We start from the raw sequence: 18,652 nt of genomic DNA on the forward strand, positions 1-18,652 counted from the left end.
ACGTGCCATTATGATTTATGATTATTGACGTGCATAATTGACGAGGCGGAAAAGAATTTACAGTTTTCCTGCATATCGGCGTGATATAGATATATAACGATGACATTCATCGGGTTCGATACGAATCAAGGCATAGCCCGAATATTTGGAATTAGGGGAAAAGGACGATATGGACGAAGTCGAAGGACAGGAATTCACTCAGGGCAAACCTGTCAATGCGGTTGACCAGACAGCGTTTGATACCGCCTCGAAGAAAACCGGAAAATCCGCGAAGTTCGGCTCGGCTCCCCGACATATGCACATTCCGTCTTGGGGCTATGTGCTGCTGTTCCTGTTTTTCGACATCGCTATGGTGCTTGTTCTGCAGCAAGGCGTCTCTCAAAGCAACACCCGTGTAAAGCTTGCCAGTCCGCTTAATGGCGTATGGGATCTGATCTCCAAGATGTGGACCAAGTTCAACTTCGTCTTTGTGCTCAACCTGCTGTTGCTTGGATTCATCTATTTGGCAGTCCTTATGCTTTTCAATCGCTTCTGGATTGCCACGCCGATACTGTTCGTATTGGTCATCCTGATTGCGGTCATCGAGCATTTCAAGGTGAGTGTTCGCTATGAGACGATTCTGCCTTCCGACCTGAGTTTCGTCTCGAACGGCGACGCCGGGTCGTTGATGAGCTTCATTCCTTCAGGCTCCGGTGGGCTTATCGCCGGTGTCGTTGTCGCGATGGTGGCGGTTGTCGTGCTGTTCGTGGTTTTGAATCATTTCGATGCTCGGCATGGCAAAGTGTTTGGTTTTGAAAGCTGCGGGTCCGGTGATAATGGCGGTGCCCATGGCAAGGGTGCAAGTAGGGACGAGGCCGAGAGAAACGGTAACGATAAGGAAGGCAACGGCAAGACGAAAAGCAAAAGCCTTGGTGCCGCGTTGCGTCTTGTGCTCATTGTTGTGCCGCTGCTTTTGGTGGTCGGCTTCAGCTATCAGGTAGGTCAGGTCAATACCTTTACCAACTCCTTCGCCAAGGTGATGGGCTACACGCCTTCGATGTGGGATTCCGTTTACGACGCCCAGCGCAACGGCCCGCTGGTCTCCTTCCTTGGCCAGGCCCATCCCAAGGTGATGGATCAGCCAGGCGATTACAACGAGAAGACGATGAAAACGATCGCCAAGCGTTATTCAGCCAAGGCCACTGAAATCAACAAAACCCGCAGCGCGAACATGAACGACAGCAGCGTTGTTTTCATTCTTTCCGAATCGTATTCCGATCCCTCGCGCGTGCCCGGTCTCAAGCTCAACCACGATCCGATGCCCAATATCCGCGATATCAAGGAGCATACGACCGGAGGCTATATGCTTTCTTCGGGCTATGGCGGAGGCACTGCCAACCTTGAATACATGAGCCTTACCGGCATGTCGATGGCCAATTTCGATGCATCGCTGACTAGCCCATACCAGCAGCTCATTCCGGGCGAAAAATGGACGCCGACAGTCAATCAGCTGTGGGGAAGCAAGGAACATTCGGTGGCGTTCCATCCCTACGAGCCCTCGATGTATCTGCGCGCCAACAACTACAAGAAGTTCGGCTTCTCGCATTTCTATACCTTGGAGCCGCCTGAAATTATCGCGCACCGGCAGAAGATCGATTCCTCGCCTTACGTTTCCGACGCTTCGGCTTATCAGAGCGTCTATGAATCGATGAAAAAGAATCCGCAGAACGAATTCGTCCAGCTCGCCACGATGCAGAACCATATGCCGTATCACAGCTGGTACAAGGGCAACACATTCAAGGCGACATCCACGGATTCCTCCGATTCGCTCGGAACGGATGAGAACAAGTCGATCAACACCTATGCCAAAGGCGTGGATATCACCGACAAGGCCACCGCGAAGTTCCTCGATCAGATGGATTCGCTCAGCAAGCCCGTCACTGTTGTCTTCTATGGCGACCACCTGCCCGGCATCTACAAGAGCGCATCGGCCGATGAGAAGAACTCGCTGGCACTGCACACCACCGACTATTTCATCTGGTCGAACAAGGCAAGTGGACGGCAGGGCTACAAGAGCCCGAACGGGACGTATTCCTCGCCGAACTTCTTCATCGCGCAGACCGCCGAACAGACCGATTCAAAGGTCACGCCGTTCCTTGCCTTCCTCACCCAACTGCACGGCAAGGTCGCCGCGATGGAACCGCCTGTGGTCAACCAGATCCAGGGTTGGTCGCGCATCCCCGACGGTCAGCCGATCTACCTCGATCCCAATGGCCAGCCGATGGTCGCCAGCGACTTCGACAAGGAGACCAAGCAGCTCATGCACGACTATAAGTTGATCCAGTATGACGTCACCGCCGGTAAGGGTTACCTCAAGGACGCCGGGTTTATGGGGTAGCTGTCGCTTCTTTAACAAAAGTTCGATTGACATCAACTAAAATGGTTGTTTTTACTATTCCGGATTTGGTACCGATCGAACTTTTGTTGTTTTGGAAGTTGTTTCTTCCGTAATTGGTGAATGCTGTAAAGTTATTAGGCAAATAGTGACTCAACGGTAATGGATTACTCTTGGCGGGAGGGTGATGGCGCAACGCAGCGTGGGGATTCTTGACAATGACGAGCTGACGGTGATGATGCTTTCGCACTTCCTTGAGGCCAATGGGTTGGGGATTGCTTGGTGCGCGACCACGGGGAAGACTGCAATCGAACAGTGTCGTTCGGATCGTGATATGCCCGATTTGTTACTTGCGGATATGTCGCTTAACGACATGACCGGGGTCGAGGTTATCGAAAAGCTCAGAGTTGCGGACAATTTTGTGCCGGCGCTCGCGTTGACCTCGTTTCCGTTGGAACGTTACGCACAGCAGGTCGCTGATGCCGGAGGACAGGGCATCGTTGCGAAACGGAGTCTGAAAGGGATAGCTCAGGCAGTAATCGTGGTGCTTGCTGGTGGAACATGGAACAAAGATATTGAAGAAGTGTCGTTTCCGACGATTGGGCAATGTCGGGAAAGCAATCGGAACCCGCGAGTTTCCTTGAAGTCATTATCGCAATCCGATAAAAGTGTGGCGCTTACTCCACGCGAACAGACGGTGATGGGTCTGTTTTCCCATGGCCTTACCAGTGGCGAAGCGGCGGAACACATGGGCATCAGTGTCAATACCGTCAAGACCTTGGCCTCGAGAGTGTACGCCAAGCTGGGTGCCGTGAACCGCAGCGAGGCCGTGTCGATCTGGTTGAAGCGATGAGTTTCTAAAAACGGAATACACCCGTTTGGGTGACAAATCGATTGCTCAATAATAAAGAATGACAATATGAGGATTAGACATTGCCGATTGGAGTTGTCGATATCTGTTTGAGAACACTCACATCGGCATTGGCGATGATATCAAGTGATTTAGGACGAACGTGACGAGGTAATCATGGAAACGAAACGAACAGATGAAACCACGCTGGCGGACGAATTGACGCCGTTGCATGGCGAGTTCACCAGTCAACGACGTTTTCTGGTGGTGGTTTCGCCGCTCTGCGTGATGTATGCGGTTTCAGCGCTGCTATATAGACATTCCCGTTCTCAGATTGTCATGTGGTGCAACGTCGCCGCTTTGCTGTTGCTTGTTGTGATGTTGGTGTGGTTCATGTCCCGAAAACCGTCCAAGAACGACTCACGAGGATCCGGAACCCCGCTTCATACGCCGCGATGGGTCGACTTGTTGTTGCGTTTGGCCGGCAGTGATGTGTGGTTCTTCGGCATGACCGTGGCGCTGCCGATCGTGTTGATTGTCGTTTCCGTATTGGCCGACCAGCTACAGGTAGGCGGCGCGTGGCTAGGGTGGGTTGATTCGGTGCTGGGTGCCGTTTACTTGATGTACCTGTTGGTACTGATATTTGCCGCCGGCTACCGTGCGATTGTCGTGCTGCTGACTGCAAACCAGCGCGAATTGCAACATGCGCAACATGAAGCTGCCATCATGCGGCGGCAGAATGAATTGGCTAGCAAAACCCATGACACCGTCGCCAACAGGCTTTCCGACATCGCGATGCTGGCCGAGCAATTCTGCGATGAGACTAGGGCTGCCGATAGTTCTATGGGCAATGTGATAGCTAACAACGTTGATGGGTCCAACGCCAATAGTGGAGGCGCTGATGACGCTGAAAAAAGGGCTTGGCATCTGGTACACGATGTCGCCTTGCATTCATTGGATAATCTTCACGCTGTTATTGATTTGCTGGGAGTGCCTGAGACCAGTAAATCCGAGGCAGAGACCGCTGCATCTTCGGTGAATGAAAAGGTCATAGAGGGCCAAGTAAAGATAGCCCAATCTTCCGTGACTACAGAAGCAAGAGGAAGCAAAGCAACAAAAAATAGTGCCAATGGAGGAGTCCCAGCGTCATTGGCGGATGAGCTAGGCCAAATGATCGAGCGTGGCGAAGCATCATTGCGGCGGCAAGGATTCAGCGGTCATACCGAAACGAAAAATCTTTCGTTACTACCGGTAAGAAGTGTTAAAAATGCGGAACAATACGACGAATTACTGAGCCTAATCGGCGAAATCTACGCAAACATCGCTTATCACGCCGACAAACCACAACCATGGAAAATGAGTGTTACCTATCGTGATGGCACAATCACGATCAAGCAAAGCAATACCGTCGCACCGCTTTACGACCAATCCATACGCAAGCGCATCCCCTCAGCCCGTGGCCTCAACCTGCATAAGCAAACTATTCAAGATCTAAACGGTACGCTGGAAACGCAAATGAATAAGGGGATGTGGAAGCTTACAGTTCACTTGCCAATTTCAAGTAACCAATAATCCATATAGTTGGAAGGTCATAGATTATTGGGTACATAAACCACTGAAGAACGAGGTTCATGTACCCAATATTTTCGATGGATTATTTGTTGTCTGGAACGACGGCTTCCAAGGCCTTGGCACCGATGTCGTGACGGTAGAAGAAGCCGGTGGTGTCCAAGGCATTCAGGGTGTCGTAAATCTTGGATTGGGCGTCCTGAAGGGTCGGGGCGACGGTTTCGTAGACCAAGACGCGGCCGGAGGACGAGACCAGGCCAGTTGACGAGGTCGAATCGGTAGTCTTCTTTTCTACAGGGTTCTTCGCGTTTTTCACACCGGCGTAATAGATATGGGAATCAGCGTCGGCTGGGATAGTCGGGACCGGGGTCCCCTTCTTCGGCTTGTCGGGATAGCCGTCGGCCGCCAGAACGACGCCAAGTCCGGTGGCGTCCGTGCGCCAGGTGAACGTCGGCTGTTCGTCGTTGAGGATTGCGTTGATGCCTTCGCCTAGGTCGCTGGTGAGCAACGGCAACACGACCTCCGTCTCGGGGTCTCCGAAGCGGGCATTGAACTCGATGACTTTCGGGCCCTCGTCAGTGGCGATGAGACCGGCATAAAGGATGCCCGTGAATGGCATGCCTTCTTCGGCCAACGCTTCAACGGTTGGGCGCACGATGGTGTTGATGGCCTGTTCGACCGTGTCATCGCTGATTTGCGGAACGGGGCTATAGGCTCCCATGCCACCAGTGTTGGGGCCTTTATCGTCGTCGTAGGCACGCTTGTGGTCCTGCGAAATCGGCATGGGCCAGAATTCGGTGCCGTTGACAAAGCTCATCAGCGAAAATTCCTGACCTTCGAGGAACTCCTCGATGACGACCTTGAGTCCGGCGTTGCCGAAACGACGCTCGAAGAAGATGTTTTCAAGAGCGCCAAGTGCCGTTTGCACATCGAGTGCGACGGTTACGCCTTTGCCGGCAGCAAGTCCGTCGGCCTTGATGACGATGGGTGCACCGTGTTTGGTAACGTACGCAGCGGCGGCTTCGTAGTCGGTGAAGCTACGGTAGGAAGCGGTCGGGATGGCATGACGGGCCATCAGTTGTTTTGCGAATTCCTTGGATCCTTCGACCTGCGCCGCGGCTCGGGTGGGGCCAAAGGCCTTGAGCCCGACTTCGTGGAAGTCATCGACGATACCATGTATCAGCGGAACTTCAGGACCGATCAGAGCCCAGTCGTAGCCGCTCGACTGCATGAATTCAATCAGCGCCGCATGGTTCGACGGATCGATATGCGTGGTGCGGATGCCGTCGAGTTCCATGCCCGGATTGCCGGGAGCCACGGTGACTTCGTCGACGCTGGCGCCCTTGAGCAGAGTAGTGGCAATGGCGTGCTCGCGTGCTCCCGATCCGATGACCAAAATCTTCATACCCATTTCATGTCCTTTCCGCAGTTTGTGCCGGTGGAGGTTTGTCGTTGAGTGTCCTCTTGATTCGTCCGCCGGAAGTTTTCCGATACCCATACCAAGTATAGGTGAACGATTCCAGGTACAGGCACTGTTGCCTGCTGAAACCTTTCATTTGCCAAGTCCTGATGAACGGTTTGCAACATGATTACCAGTTTGTGCCGGAAACCATTCGTTGGTGGCCGCTGAATGAACGGTTTCCGGACATTCAGCTTGCCTCATCAGACGAACAAGACCCGTCCCTGTTGCGAATCCGGAACGATTGAGCCGATGGTGTGGCCGGTTTCGCCCACTGATTCGAGGGTTTTGAGTGCCTGATCCACGTTTGCCGGATCGACGGCCAAAACCATGCCGATGCCCATATTGAAGACGTTGAACATCTCTTGATGATCAATGCCGCCGGCACGTTCGATAATGTCGAAAATCGGCGGAATGCTCCATGTGCCGATTTTGATTGATGCAGCGAGTCCTGCCGGGATCATGCGGGGAATGTTTTCGATGAACCCGCCGCCGGTGATGTGCGCGACGCCCTTGATCAGTCCGGTGGTGAAAAGCGGCTTGAGTGCCTTGACGTAGATTTTCGTCGGGGTAAGCAGCACATCGCCCAAGGTAGCATCGCCGAGTTCGTCAAGTTTCGTGTCGACGCTGTACCCGGCTTCATTGAACAGAGCTTCGCGTACCAGCGAAAATCCGTTGGAATGAAGCCCAGATGATTCCAGTCCGATTAGCGTGTCACCTTCGCGGATGCCCGAACCGTCCACAATCGCGGACTTTTCGGCCACGCCGACCGCGAACCCGGCCAGATCGTATTCGTCGGTCGCATACATGCCCGGCATCTCCGCCGTTTCACCGCCGATGAGCGCCGATTCGGCTTGAACGCAACCATCGGCCACGCCGGAGACGACCTGTTCCAGAAGGGCGGGGTCGTTCTTGCCGCAGGCGATGTAGTCGAGGAAAAAGAGCGGTTGTGCACCCTGGGCGGCGATATCGTTGACACACATCGCCACACAGTCGACGCCGATGGTGTTGTGCTTGCCAGCCATTTTGGCGACCACGAGCTTGGTGCCCACGCCGTCGGTGCCGGAGACCAGCATCGGTTCCTTATAGCCGAGGCTCGCCAGGTCAAAAAGCCCACCGAATCCGCCGATGCCGCCGACAACACCGGGTCGGTTGGTTCGTGCGACGTGCGACTTGATGCGGCGAACGACCTCGTAACCGGCCTCGACGCTGACTCCCGCTTGTTCGTATGCTTGAGGCATGCTATGCCCTCCCTGTGGTGGTGTTGATGGTATTCGTGGCGTTTGCTCCGGTGACGCCGTGTGCATTCGATTCGATGCTGTGGTACTCGTTGTCCACGTACTGGCTTTCGTATTTGGCGAAATGCGGCAGGCGTTCGCGTTCTTCGGGTTTCAACGAAGCGAGGAATTCGTCTTCGTAATCATCCAGAGCGGTGGGGTAGTCGCCATTGAAATAGGCGACGCACAGACCACTGTATGGTGCGTCGGCGTTGAGGCCAATGGATTCAATAAGGCCGTCAAGGCTCAGGAATTGCAGGGAATCCGCACCGATGTACTTGCGGATTCCCTCGACGCTCATGCGTGCGGCGATCAGTTCGCGGGTGGTGGAGATGTCGATGCCGTAGAAGCAAGGGTATTTCAGCGGCGGCGAGCTGATGCGCATGTGCACTTCCGCTGCTCCCGCTTCGCGCAGGAGCTGAACGATGCGTTTGGAAGTGGTGCCGCGCACGATGGAATCGTCGATGACGATGACCCGTTTGTCTTTGACCACGCCGCGGACCGCCGAAAGCTTCATCCGCACACCTTGTTCGCGCAGTTCCTGAGTGGGCTGGATGAAGGTGCGGGCGACGTATTGGTTCTTGATAAGTCCCATCTCATTGGGCAGGCCACTGGCCTCGGCATAGCCGGAAGCCGCGGAAAGAGAGGAATTCGGCACCCCGATAACCATGTCGGCGTCGACCGGCGCTTCTTTGGCAAGGCGCGCGCCCATACGTTTGCGGGCGGAATGGACGTTGACACCGTAGATATTGGAGTCGGGGCGGGCGAAATAGATGAATTCCATGGAGCAGATCGCCAGTTGGGTTTTGTCGGTATAGGTCAGAATCTGATAGCCGCTGTCGTTCACGACTACGATTTCACCAGGCTTGATGTCGCGAACCAGCTCAGCGCCCACGGTATCGAGCGCGCAGGTCTCGCTGGCGAGCACATAGGCTCCGTTGCTCATGCGTCCGAGTGAAAGCGGGCGGAAACCGTTCGGGTCGAGTGCGCCGATCATCGCATTTTTGGTCATCAGCAGGTAGGCGAACCCACCGTGGACGATATTCAGCGCTTCCTTGAGTTTTTCGATGAATGTTGGCTTGTTCGATCGGCGAATCAGGTGCATGAGCACTTCGGTATCCGAGTTCGAATGGAAAATGGCACCTTCGTCCTCGAGTTTGGCGCGTAGTGCGATGCAGTTGGTGAGATTGCCGTTGTGGGCCAGCGCTATGTCGCCGTCGTGGAAGGAGAAGATGAACGGCTGGATGTTGTCGATGCCGCTGGAACCGCTGGTGGCATAGCGAACGTGGCCGATGGCCCGGTCGCCGGTGAGCCGTTCGATTTCGTGCTCGTCGTGGAACACTTCGGTCAACAGTCCCAGCCCGCGATGGCCGATAAGCCTGCCGTGGTCGTTGGAGACCATGCCGGCGCCTTCCTGCCCGCGGTGCTGGAGGGCGTGCAGGCCGAAATAAGTCAGGCGCGAGGCGTCGGGATGGCCCCAGACGCCGAACAGGCCGCATTCCTCGTGAATGTTTTCCAGTTCGAATGACATCTCAGGCCTCGCTTTCGTCGGTCGGGTTGGCAGGATCGGTCAGGTTGGCGATGCCGTTAAGGTAGGCGGTTTCGGTTGTCTCGTCTTGTTTTGTCGTTTTGCCGGTGAAATACCGAACTCCCGCTTCGAAAATCGGCTGGAACTCGCGGCCCGGAACGTTCAAATACAGTCCGTTGCCGCGGCGTTCGGAATGTCCCATTTTCCCAAGTATGCGGCCGTCCGGGCTGGTCAGCGCTTCGACGGCGGCCATGGACCCATTGGGATTGTCAGCCAGGTCCATACTGGCGTTGCCGTTCTCATCCACGTACTGTGCAGCGATCTGTCCATTGCTCGCAAGCTGCCCGATTTGCTCTGTCGTGGCCACGAACCGGCCTTCGCCGTGTGAAATCGGAATGGTGTAGATATCACCAACATCGCTACCGGCCATCCAAGGCGAAAGGTCGCTGGAGATGCGGGTGCGCACCAAGCGGCTTTGATGCCGTCCGATGGTGTTGAACGTCAGCGTCGGCTGATTCTCGCTCGGCTCGACGATGTCGCCGTAGGGCACGAGGCCGAGTTTGATGAGTGCCTGGAAACCGTTGCAGATGCCGAGCATCAATCCGTCGCGGTTGTTCAGCAGGTCACGCACGGCATCGGCCACGGCAGGGGCCCGGAAAAACGCGGTAATGAATTTCGCTGATCCGTCCGGTTCATCCCCACCTGAGAAACCGCCGGGAATCATCACGATCTGGCTGGCCCTGATCTCCTCGGCCAATTGGCGCGAGGATTGTGCCACGGCATCGGGGGAGAGATTGTTGACGATAAGTGTTTTTGGATCGGCGCCGGCCGCCGCGAACGCAGCCGCAGCATCATACTCGCAGTTGTTACCGGGGAATACGGGAATCAGCACACGTGGTTTGGCCTTGATCGGGTTGCCGATGTAGAAAGCCTGCCGACCATTGCGATAGCTGATGGTCTCCGCGTCCATTCCATTTTTGGCGGAAAGCCTTGTAGAAGAGCCGTTTGAGGCTGTTTGGAAGGTTTCTGCTCTGATGTCCCCGTCTTCGGTGTTCTCGCTGCGATAGGGGAATATCTCTTCCATCGCCGATTCCCAGACATCCTGAGCTTCACCGAGATCGATGGTCTCACCGGCTGCAGCGAATTCGTAGGTAGCAGTGGTCGTGCCGATAATTTCGACGTCGAGCTGTCCATCACTTTCCGGTACTTCGGCACTTTCGGCCAGTTCCACGATAAAGGAACCGTACGCAGGCTTGAACAAGGCATCAAGGTTGATGTCGTTGTTCAGCCTGACACCGAACTGATTGCCTAAAGTCATCTTGAACAAGGCTTCGGCAGTGGCGCCGTACCCGGGTGTCGAAATCGCGAGAGCTTCGTTGGCGGCGGTCAGTTGTTCAACGGTCGCTATGACGTCGAGCAAATCGTCAGGATTCGGGATAAGCCGGTAGGCGCTTGCGGAAGCAATATCGTTTCCGGGGATGGGAGCGTTCCCCGCCCTGCTTGTGGAGGTATCTTCGTTCCGTCTTGCGGAATCTCGCCCATTCCGATCCGTGGAGACCTGCCCACTTTGGTTTTGGGAATCACCGTCGTACCCATATCGCTTTGGTGTAATACGAATGATACGATGTCCGAAACCTTTGAATTCCGGCGATACCGTACGCGCCGTGTCTCCGATCGACACGGCAAAGGAAATCAGCGTAGGCGGCACGTCCATCTCTTTGCCATCCTGCTCGAAGCTGCCGCTCATCGAGTCCTTGCCGCCGATGGCCCCGACCTTCAAGTCAAGCTGGGCACTCAGTGCGCCGAGCAATGCGGCGGTGGGTTTGCCCCAGCGTTCGGGGTCCTGATGAAGCTTGCCGAAATACTCCTGGAAACTCAGATAGGCGTTCTCTCTGGTGAAGCCGGTCCCGACGAGCTTGCACACCGATTCGACCACGGACAGGTAGGCTCCCGCGAACTGGTTGCGTTCCGTGATATACGGGTTGAAGCCCCAAGCCATGGCGCTCGCCGTGTGGGTCAGTCCGCCGGGAACCGGCAGTTTGGCAACCATGGCCTGACTCGGCGTGAGCTGTTCGCGTCCGCCGAACGGCATGAGCACCGTGCCTGCGCCGATAGTGGAATCGAAGCGTTCGGCAAGGCCCTTGTTGCCGGCGATGTTGATATCGCTGACCAATGATGTCAAGCGCTGCTTGAAATCGCCGGATTTCCAAGCTTTTGGAACCGTATAATCTTTAGCCTGCACCACACGGACGTTCTGATGTTTGGCCGCACCGTTGGAGGCGAGGAACTCGCGGGAAAGGTCGACGATGCGTTTGCCGCGCCAATCCATGACCATGCGTGGCTCTTCAGTGACGGTGGCGATGACCGTGGCCTCAAGGTTTTCCTCATGTGCGTAGCGTAGGAATTTGTCTACGTCCTCGGCCGCCACGTCGACGGCCATGCGTTCCTGCGACTCGGAAATGGCCAGTTCCGTGCCGTCTAAGCCTTCGTATTTCTTGGGGACTTTGTCAAGGTCGATCTGCAAACCGTCGGCGATTTCGCCGGTCGCCACGGAAACACCGCCGGCGCCGAAATCATTGCAGCGCTTGATGAGCACGCTGGCATCACGTCGGCGGAAGAGCCGTTGCAGCTTGCGTTCGACGGTCGCGTTGCCCTTCTGTACCTCGGCACCAGATTCCACCAAGCTGTCGGTGTCCTGCGCCTTGGAAGCGCCCGTCGCCCCGCCGATGCCGTCGCGTCCGGTACGTCCGCCGAGCAGGATGATCTTGTCACCGGGTGCTGGAGTTTCGCGACGTACGTTTTTCGCCGGTGCCGCGCCGACGACGGCCCCGACTTCCATGCGTTTGGCGACATATCCGGGATGATAGATTTCATCAACTTGTCCGGTCGCAAGCCCGATTTGGTTGCCGTATGAGGAGTAGCCCTGTGCAGCGGTGGTAACGAGTTTGCGTTGTGGCAGCTTGCCTTCCAGCGTCTGCGAAACGGGAACGCGCGGGTCTCCGGCTCCGGTGACGCGCATGGCCTGATAGACGTAGGCGCGCCCGCTTAGCGGGTCTCGGATGCAGCCGCCGATGCAGGTGGCGGCCCCGCCGAACGGTTCTATCTCCGTGGGATGGTTGTGGGTCTCGTTTTTGAAGAGAAAGAGCCAATCTTGGAGCTCGCCGTCGACGTCGACCTTGATTTTGACAGTGCAGGCATTGATTTCTTCGGACTTGTCGAGTCCGCTCAGTTCGCCCTTGGCTTCGAGTTCCTTGGCGCCGATGGTGCCCATGTCCATAAGTGTCACCGGTTTGTTGGTGCGGCCCAAGTCCTGACGGACTTTCAGATAACGCTCGAACGCAGTTTTGACCACATCATCGTCGATATTGACTTGTGTCAGCTCGGTGCCGAAGGTGGTGTGACGGCAGTGGTCGGACCAATAGGTGTCGATGACCTTGATTTCCGTGATGGTCGGTTCGCGGTGTTCGCCGCGGAAATAGGCCTGGCAGCACCGCGCGTCACCCAAATCCATCGCCAACCCGCGCCGGTCGATAAAACGCTGCAATCCGGCGTCGTCAAGTTCGTTGAACCCGTCGATCACTTCGACGTCGTCCGGAACTTTGACCTCGGTTTCCAAGGTCTTGTGGATCTCAAGGCCGGTTTCGTGCGCGTCGACAGGGTTGATGACATAGCGTTTGATGGCTGCGACATCTTCAGGCGAAAGCTCGCCGTATAACGCATAGATTTTCGCCGTGCGAACGTCCGGACGTGTTCCTTGGCCGAGCAACTGGATGCACTGGCTTGCCGATTCTGCCCGCTGGTCGAATTGTCCCGGCAGATATTCCACCGCGAAAACCTGCGCACCTTGCAAATCGGGCAGATTCCGATTCGCCGTATCGACAGGAGGCTCGCTGAAAACCGTGGGAATGGCCGCTTTAAAAAGCCGGGCTTCCAAGCCCTGTGCATCGTATCGGTTGATGATACGCATGTGATCGAGTCCGGTAAGTCCGAGTACATCCCGCAACTCGTTGGCGAGGTTGGAGGCCTCGACGTCAAAGCCGGGTTTCTTTTCTACATACACACGAAAAACTGTTGAAAGCACTGATATTCCTTAGCACTACTGATCAAGAAGGGTGAAGTTATAAAGTCGGAAGGCACAACGTGCTGATTAAAGGCAAGGCCTGCAGGCGACAGCCAAAAACGCTCGCATACCTATGAGAAGGTATGCGAGCGATATGTCATTCGATCTTGACGCCTCGGCGATTGGCCAGGTCAAGCAGTCGTTTGTAGATTTCCTCGTAGGCGGGGATGATGTCACCAAGGTTTCGCCGGAAAAGGTCCTTGTCGAGATGTTCGACTTTGCCGGAACCATCTTTCATATCCCAGAGTCGGCAGGTGTCTGGCGTGATTTCGTCGGCCAGGACGATTTCACCGTCCTTGTTCTTGCCTTCCTCGATTTTGAAATCGACCAGTTTCACGTCGATGTCGCGGAAGATCTTGGTGAGCTTTTCGTTGATGTCGCGGGTCTGCCGTGAAACCTCAGCCATATCTTCGTCTGTTGCCAGACCGAGTGCCACGATGCCGTCGACGTTGATGAACGGGTCGTGCAGTTCGTCGGACTTGAAGCAGAATTCGAGGATCGGGCGCTTGAGTTCGGTGCCTTCTTCAATGCCGTAACGCTTGGCGAAGGAGCCTGCAGCGGTGTTGCGCATGATGATTTCAAGCGGGAACATCGTGATTTTCTCGTTGAGCTGCTCGGTGTCGGAAACGCGGCGGATGAAATCCGTCTCGACGCCCTCGGCCTCCAAGAGCCGGAAGAGCACCGTGGTGATGCGGTTGTTGAGGCTTCCTTTTCCTTGAATCTGGGCTTTTTTCGCGCCGTCGCCGGCGGTGGCCTGATTCATATATTCGACCCAGAGTACATTCGGGTCATCCGTTGAATAGAGTTTCTTGGCCTTGCCCTTGTAGAGCATATCCAGTTTCTCCATGATTCGCCCTTCCCGTAGAGTAACGAGATTGATTGAATGAGGTGAACTTACAACAAAAATATACCAAGTGAAGCCAACAAGTCGGTAAAGTGATATTTGCGAAAATGCGACAATCAATACTTTATTTATCTGGCACAGTTTTGGTGGTTACGTTGTTTCTCAACGAATTCGGACATTGTAAATTCCTTGTTACATCTTGCCGCGGCGGATAAGGATTTCTTCGCCTACCGTTGTCAAGTTGTGATTGGAATTGTGCGAGGAAATCTAAACGGTAACCGGACGGTTTTTGAAAGCTGTCGTCACGATTGATACGTACTTCCGGCTTTTGACGTCACGTCAGATGAATGTTCGAAGTGCGGTTTCGACCCTGCGCATTCAACTGATGGCGAGGTTGAGCCTTTCCGCCGTTTTTGCGGCGCTGTCTCTTGCTTCCGTCTCATCGCGGCCGATGGCCAGGGTAACGGCCATACGACGGTGGCCGTTTACCATCGGCTTGCCGAAAATGCGCAGGTCTGTATCGGGTTGTGATAGGGCTTGAGGGATGTCGGTAAAGGTTACTTCGCCGTTTCCGGTGACCACGACGGCATGGCTTGCTGCGACCTCACCGTTTTTGAGGCCAAGCGCAACGCTTGTTTCGGTGACGGGAATGCCGAGAATGGCTCTGGCATGCAGCGCGAATTCGCTGAGATGCTGGGAGATCATCGTCACCATGCCGGTGTCGTGCGGGCGCGGGGAGACTTCGTTGAACAGGACTTCGCCGTTCTTCAAAACGAACAGTTCGACGCCGAAAACGCCCCAGCCGTGTTCGCCGTCCTTATGGGCGATGCCGACCAACCCGCCGACAGCCTTGCGTGCGATGTCCTGCGCTTTTTCGAGCGTGTTGGGTTCGACTTGGGCCGGTTGCCATGATTCGCGGTAATCGCCGTCTTCCTGGCGTTGACCGATGGGGGAGCAGACCACGATACCCGCACCGGAAGAGACGGTAAGCATGGTCAGTTCGTAGTCAAGCGGTGCGAACGCCTCGACGATGACCCGCGAAATTCCGCCGTCTTTGGCATCCCTGCGTCCGGTCTGCGCCTCCTTCCAAGCCTTTTCAAGATCGCTGTCCGAACGTAATACAGATTGTCCGTGTCCGGAAGAACTCATGACCGGCTTTACTACGCACGGATAGCCGACGGTTTGTGCGCCGGCTTTGAATTCGTCGAACGAACCGGCGAAACGGTATGGCGTGGTCGGCAGACCCAGCGTTTCATGCATCAAGGTTCGTAAAGCCTCGCGGTCCATGCAGATCGCCGCGATACGGGAGCTGGGCACCACCTGAACGCCGTTTGAGGCCGCTTCGGCCAATCCCGCGGTTGCGATGGCCTCGATTTCCGGAATGATGATGGAAGGGCTGACTTTTGCAATCAAATTGCTTAACGCCGTAGGATCGGTCATGTCCAGCACATGGCTTTCCTGCGCGATTTGCATGGCCGGTGCGTGCTCGTAACTGTCGGCGGCAACGACGAACGCGCCAAGTCTGGTCAGCTCGATGGCGATTTCGCGTCCCAATTCCCCCGAGCCCAGAAGCAGCACTCGCGTTTGGTGGTTTGCAGCGGGATTGCCAAGCGGATAGTTGGCGGAAGATGATGCAGTTTCAGCGCTCATAATTTCATTGTCGCATGGGATGACCCCGAAGCAGGTCAATGTTCGATGGATATTGATGGATTGTGAGGTTCGCAATGCTGATTTTTGAAGACGTCATTAAGATTTTGGCCATTAACGGATTGGAATGAAACCGAAAATGCATCAATTAAATAACCAAGAATGGCATTGAGCCAACGCGAAATTCGCTTGACGTGTTTCGGTAGCCGTGAATCACTCGACAGCGTTAGGATTGAACCATGCCAGATTCCCGAAACGCTGCAGGCGAGGCCGACAATCCACTGACCATTGCACTGGTCGTGGATTCGGTCGGCAACAGGGGCAATGGCACTTCCAATTCGGCGTTGCAATATGCCAAAGAGCTTGAGCGACAAGGACACCATGTCAGGCTGGTCGGCGTAGGTGCGCCGGACTATCCGGTCGAGGTCCACCATCTGCCGTTCGTTTCATGGCTTGCGGCAAAACAGCAGATGCAGTTTGCGCAGCCTGATGATGTGGTTTTCCGGCGGGCATTCGAGGACGTCGACGCGGTGCATATCTACATGCCGTTCAAGTTCGGCAGGCGTGCGCTGGCCATTGCGCGTTCGATGGGCATTCCGGTAACCGCAGGCTTCCACCTCCAACCGGAAAACGTCACGTATTCGGCCGGTCCGTTGCGTTATATCCCCGGTATTCCGTCGCTGATCTACTACCTGTTCGATTTCTGGTTGTATCGGCATGTCGGCCATATTCACACTCCGAGCCAGATGATTGCCCGTCAGCTACGCGCCCACGGTTATCATGCGCGACTGCACGTTATCTCCAACGGATATTCGAGCCGTTTCCATCCTGCGCAAGCCGAATCTAATAATGAAGAAGATGATGAATGCGACCAGCACAGTAGAACAAGTGCTGATATTAGAACTTTGGATGGAGGTATAAGTGAACGCCATAACAGCGATCTAGCTGGTGTCGACAAAGACGACAGCGCGGAGATCGTGGTCCAGGATTCTCATGGAACTCGACCCATGTTTTCGAAAAGGCGTGTTTCCTTGGCCGCGGCGCCTGAAGTTCAAGACTCTCATGGTTCTCAGCGTGCGTTCCGTATCATCGCTTCGGGGCGACTTACCCACGAAAAGGACCACGAGACGCTGATTCGTGCCATCGCGTTAAGCAAGCATGCCTCTCAAATCGATCTGACCATCTGCGGCACCGGCCCGTTGCAATTCCGTCTACGGCGACTTGCCAGGCGGCTGTTGCCCCGGCCTGCGCATATCGGCTTCCATGCCAATGAAGATATGCCGAACCTGTTGCGGCAGGCCGATTTGCTGGTTCACCCTTCCATCGTCGACATCGAATCGCTCAGTGTGCTCGAAGGCATCGCCTCCGGTCTGGTGCCGGTTATCGCCGATTCGCCGCTTTCGGCCGCCAGCCAGTTCGCGCTGACCGATTCCTCGGTTTCCCCGGCTCGCAATGCCAAGGCGCTCGCGCGTCGCATCGATTGGTGGATCGAACATCCGCAAGAGCGTGCACAGTGGGGGCCAAGATACGCACAGGAAGCACGCGAGAAATACGCGTTGCCGCAGTGCGTCCGTCAATTCGTTGTGATGGAGCGTGAAGCCATCGCCGACGCCCGGCGTCAATAGACAGACATCCATGTTAGTGCGACGAAAAGCACGGAAAAAGATGAAAAAGCGTGCTTTTGGTCGCGGTATGGATTTCGGCGCGACGAAAAGCATGAAAAATCCTGCTTTTTGTCGCACTAGTTCATGAATCTGCGACACAAAGCAGGATGATCAGCAGCTTCAGCAGATGTTACAGCAGCGCGATGAGCTGGTCGGTGTGCTCCTGGGTTGTCGCCCAGCTGGTGCAGATGCGCATCACCGAATGCGTGTCGTCGTACTTCTCGAGGAAGCCCATGGCGACCTGCGGGGAAAGACGGTTGATGGTCGGTTGATCCATCGCCACAAAGATTTGGTTGGTCATATTCGGATATACAAGCTGATAGCCCTTGGCCTTGAGCGCCGTGCGAATCTGATCAGCCATTACGTTGGCATTTCTGGCGATCTTCGTGTAAAGCCCGTCGGTAAACAGCGTGTCGAACTGCAGACCGAGTAGCCAACCCTTGGCCAATAGCGCGCCATGCTGCTTGATCTGCGTGAGGAAATGCTTGGGCGTGTTGTGCTTGGTGAAGACGACCGCCTCTCCGAACAGGGCTCCGACTTTGGTGCCGCCGATATAGAAAACGTCGGCGATGCGTGCGATGTCTTCAAGCGTCAGGTCGTTGCCGGCGGCGGTGAGCCCGTAGCCCAGGCGCGCTCCGTCAAGGAAGAGCGGCATATCGTATTTGTGCGCGACTTCGGCGATGGCCGTGAGTTCCGCCTTGGTATACATCGTGCCGTATTCGGTGGGGTGCGAGACATAGACGCAACCGGGGAAGACCATATGGGTGTAGTTGCCATCGGCATAGAAATCCTTGCAGTATTGGTCTAAATCGGCCGCGTCGATCTTGCCTTCATGGCTTGGTAGCGTGAGCACTTTGTGCCCGGTCGATTCCACGGCTCCCGCCTCATGGACGTTGATGTGTCCGTTAGTCGCGGCGACTGCGCCGGCGTAGGCCGGGGTTATGGTGTCGATAACCGTCTGATTGGCCTGCGTGCCGCCGACGAGGAACCAGACATCGGCGTCCGGGCATCCGCAAGCCTGGCGGATCTTTTCTTTGGCGGAATCGCAATACTTGTCCGATCCATAGCCAGGCAGCTGCTCCATATTGGTCTCGGCCATTCGCTTGAGGATTTCGGGATGGGCGCCTTCCGTGTAATCACTGGTGAAATCCAGCATGTTGCTCCTTAATTCGCGTATGAGGATATGCCCCACCATAATCCCACCGGTGGTTATGAAGGACGGAAATGTGCGATTTGTGGAAAACCTGGTTTCGTTTTTATAAAGGTAAAAGGGATGTCGGCAATCGAAGTGCGAACACCCCTTTTGTTCAGGATTGGACT

10 protein-coding genes and 2 pseudogenes are annotated in these 18,652 nt (G+C 55.4%); 4 read left to right on the forward strand and 8 right to left on the reverse strand.

The window, feature by feature from the left end:
* The first annotated feature begins 169 nt into the window (after positions 1 to 169).
* The 3 genes from PT275_RS01780 (at position 170) to PT275_RS01790 (ending at position 4,796) form a co-directional block, all read left to right on the forward strand.
* The gene (locus tag PT275_RS01780; RefSeq protein ID WP_277151790.1) at positions 170 to 2,377 is read left to right on the forward strand and encodes an LTA synthase family protein; all 2,208 of its coding nucleotides are present in this window, start codon (positions 170 to 172) and stop codon (positions 2,375 to 2,377) included.
* A 184-nt stretch (positions 2,378 to 2,561) separates the two neighbouring features.
* On the forward strand, positions 2,562 to 3,227 hold the full coding sequence (locus PT275_RS01785) for a response regulator transcription factor (RefSeq protein ID WP_277151792.1): 666 nt from the start codon (positions 2,562 to 2,564) through the stop codon (positions 3,225 to 3,227).
* A gap of 174 nt (positions 3,228 to 3,401) precedes the next feature.
* Entirely contained in the window at positions 3,402 to 4,796 is a 1,395-nt protein-coding gene (locus PT275_RS01790; protein ID WP_277151795.1) for a hypothetical protein, read from the forward strand.
* Positions 4,797 to 4,878: 82 nt separating this feature from the next.
* On the opposite strand, the gene purD is transcribed toward PT275_RS01790, so the two are convergent.
* From purD to purT, 7 genes and pseudogenes are all read right to left on the reverse strand, one after another.
* Positions 4,879 to 6,204 carry a phosphoribosylamine--glycine ligase gene (gene purD / locus PT275_RS01795; protein ID WP_277151797.1) on the reverse strand — a complete coding sequence of 442 codons (1,326 nt, stop codon included), beginning with the start codon at positions 6,202 to 6,204 and terminating at the stop codon, positions 4,879 to 4,881.
* Positions 6,205 to 6,455: 251 nt separating this feature from the next.
* A complete protein-coding gene (gene purM, locus PT275_RS01800; protein WP_277151800.1) occupies positions 6,456 to 7,493 on the reverse strand; it encodes a phosphoribosylformylglycinamidine cyclo-ligase in 1,038 nt (345 codons plus the stop codon).
* Position 7,494: 1 nt separating this feature from the next.
* Positions 7,495 to 9,060 (reverse strand): amidophosphoribosyltransferase, encoded by a 1,566-nt coding sequence (gene purF, locus PT275_RS01805; RefSeq protein WP_277151802.1) that lies wholly within the window; start codon positions 9,058 to 9,060, stop codon positions 7,495 to 7,497.
* Between the two features lie 103 nt (positions 9,061 to 9,163).
* A pseudogene (locus PT275_RS09195) lies at positions 9,164 to 10,498 on the reverse strand (phosphoribosylformylglycinamidine synthase subunit PurQ); the annotation flags it as partial.
* A gap of 141 nt (positions 10,499 to 10,639) precedes the next feature.
* A pseudogene (locus PT275_RS09200) lies at positions 10,640 to 13,138 on the reverse strand (phosphoribosylformylglycinamidine synthase); the annotation flags it as partial.
* Between the two features lie 136 nt (positions 13,139 to 13,274).
* Complete coding sequence (gene purC, locus PT275_RS01815) at positions 13,275 to 14,024, reverse strand: phosphoribosylaminoimidazolesuccinocarboxamide synthase (RefSeq protein WP_277151804.1); 750 nt, start codon at positions 14,022 to 14,024, stop codon at positions 13,275 to 13,277.
* Between the two features lie 375 nt (positions 14,025 to 14,399).
* A complete protein-coding gene (purT, locus tag PT275_RS01820) occupies positions 14,400 to 15,671 on the reverse strand; it encodes a formate-dependent phosphoribosylglycinamide formyltransferase (protein ID WP_277151806.1) in 1,272 nt (423 codons plus the stop codon).
* A 236-nt stretch (positions 15,672 to 15,907) separates the two neighbouring features.
* Between purT and PT275_RS01825 the strand changes: the two genes are divergently transcribed.
* Entirely contained in the window at positions 15,908 to 17,293 is a 1,386-nt protein-coding gene (locus tag PT275_RS01825) for a glycosyltransferase (RefSeq protein ID WP_277151808.1), read from the forward strand.
* Between the two features lie 169 nt (positions 17,294 to 17,462).
* On the opposite strand, the gene PT275_RS01830 is transcribed toward PT275_RS01825, so the two are convergent.
* Positions 17,463 to 18,488: an aminotransferase class I/II-fold pyridoxal phosphate-dependent enzyme gene (locus PT275_RS01830; RefSeq protein WP_277151810.1), complete on the reverse strand. Its 1,026-nt coding sequence runs from the start codon at positions 18,486 to 18,488 to the stop codon at positions 17,463 to 17,465.
* Positions 18,489 to 18,652 lie beyond the last annotated feature (164 nt).

It is taken from the genome of Bifidobacterium sp. ESL0745 (genome assembly GCF_029433335.1).
GTDB lineage: Bacteria > Actinomycetota > Actinomycetes > Actinomycetales > Bifidobacteriaceae > Bifidobacterium.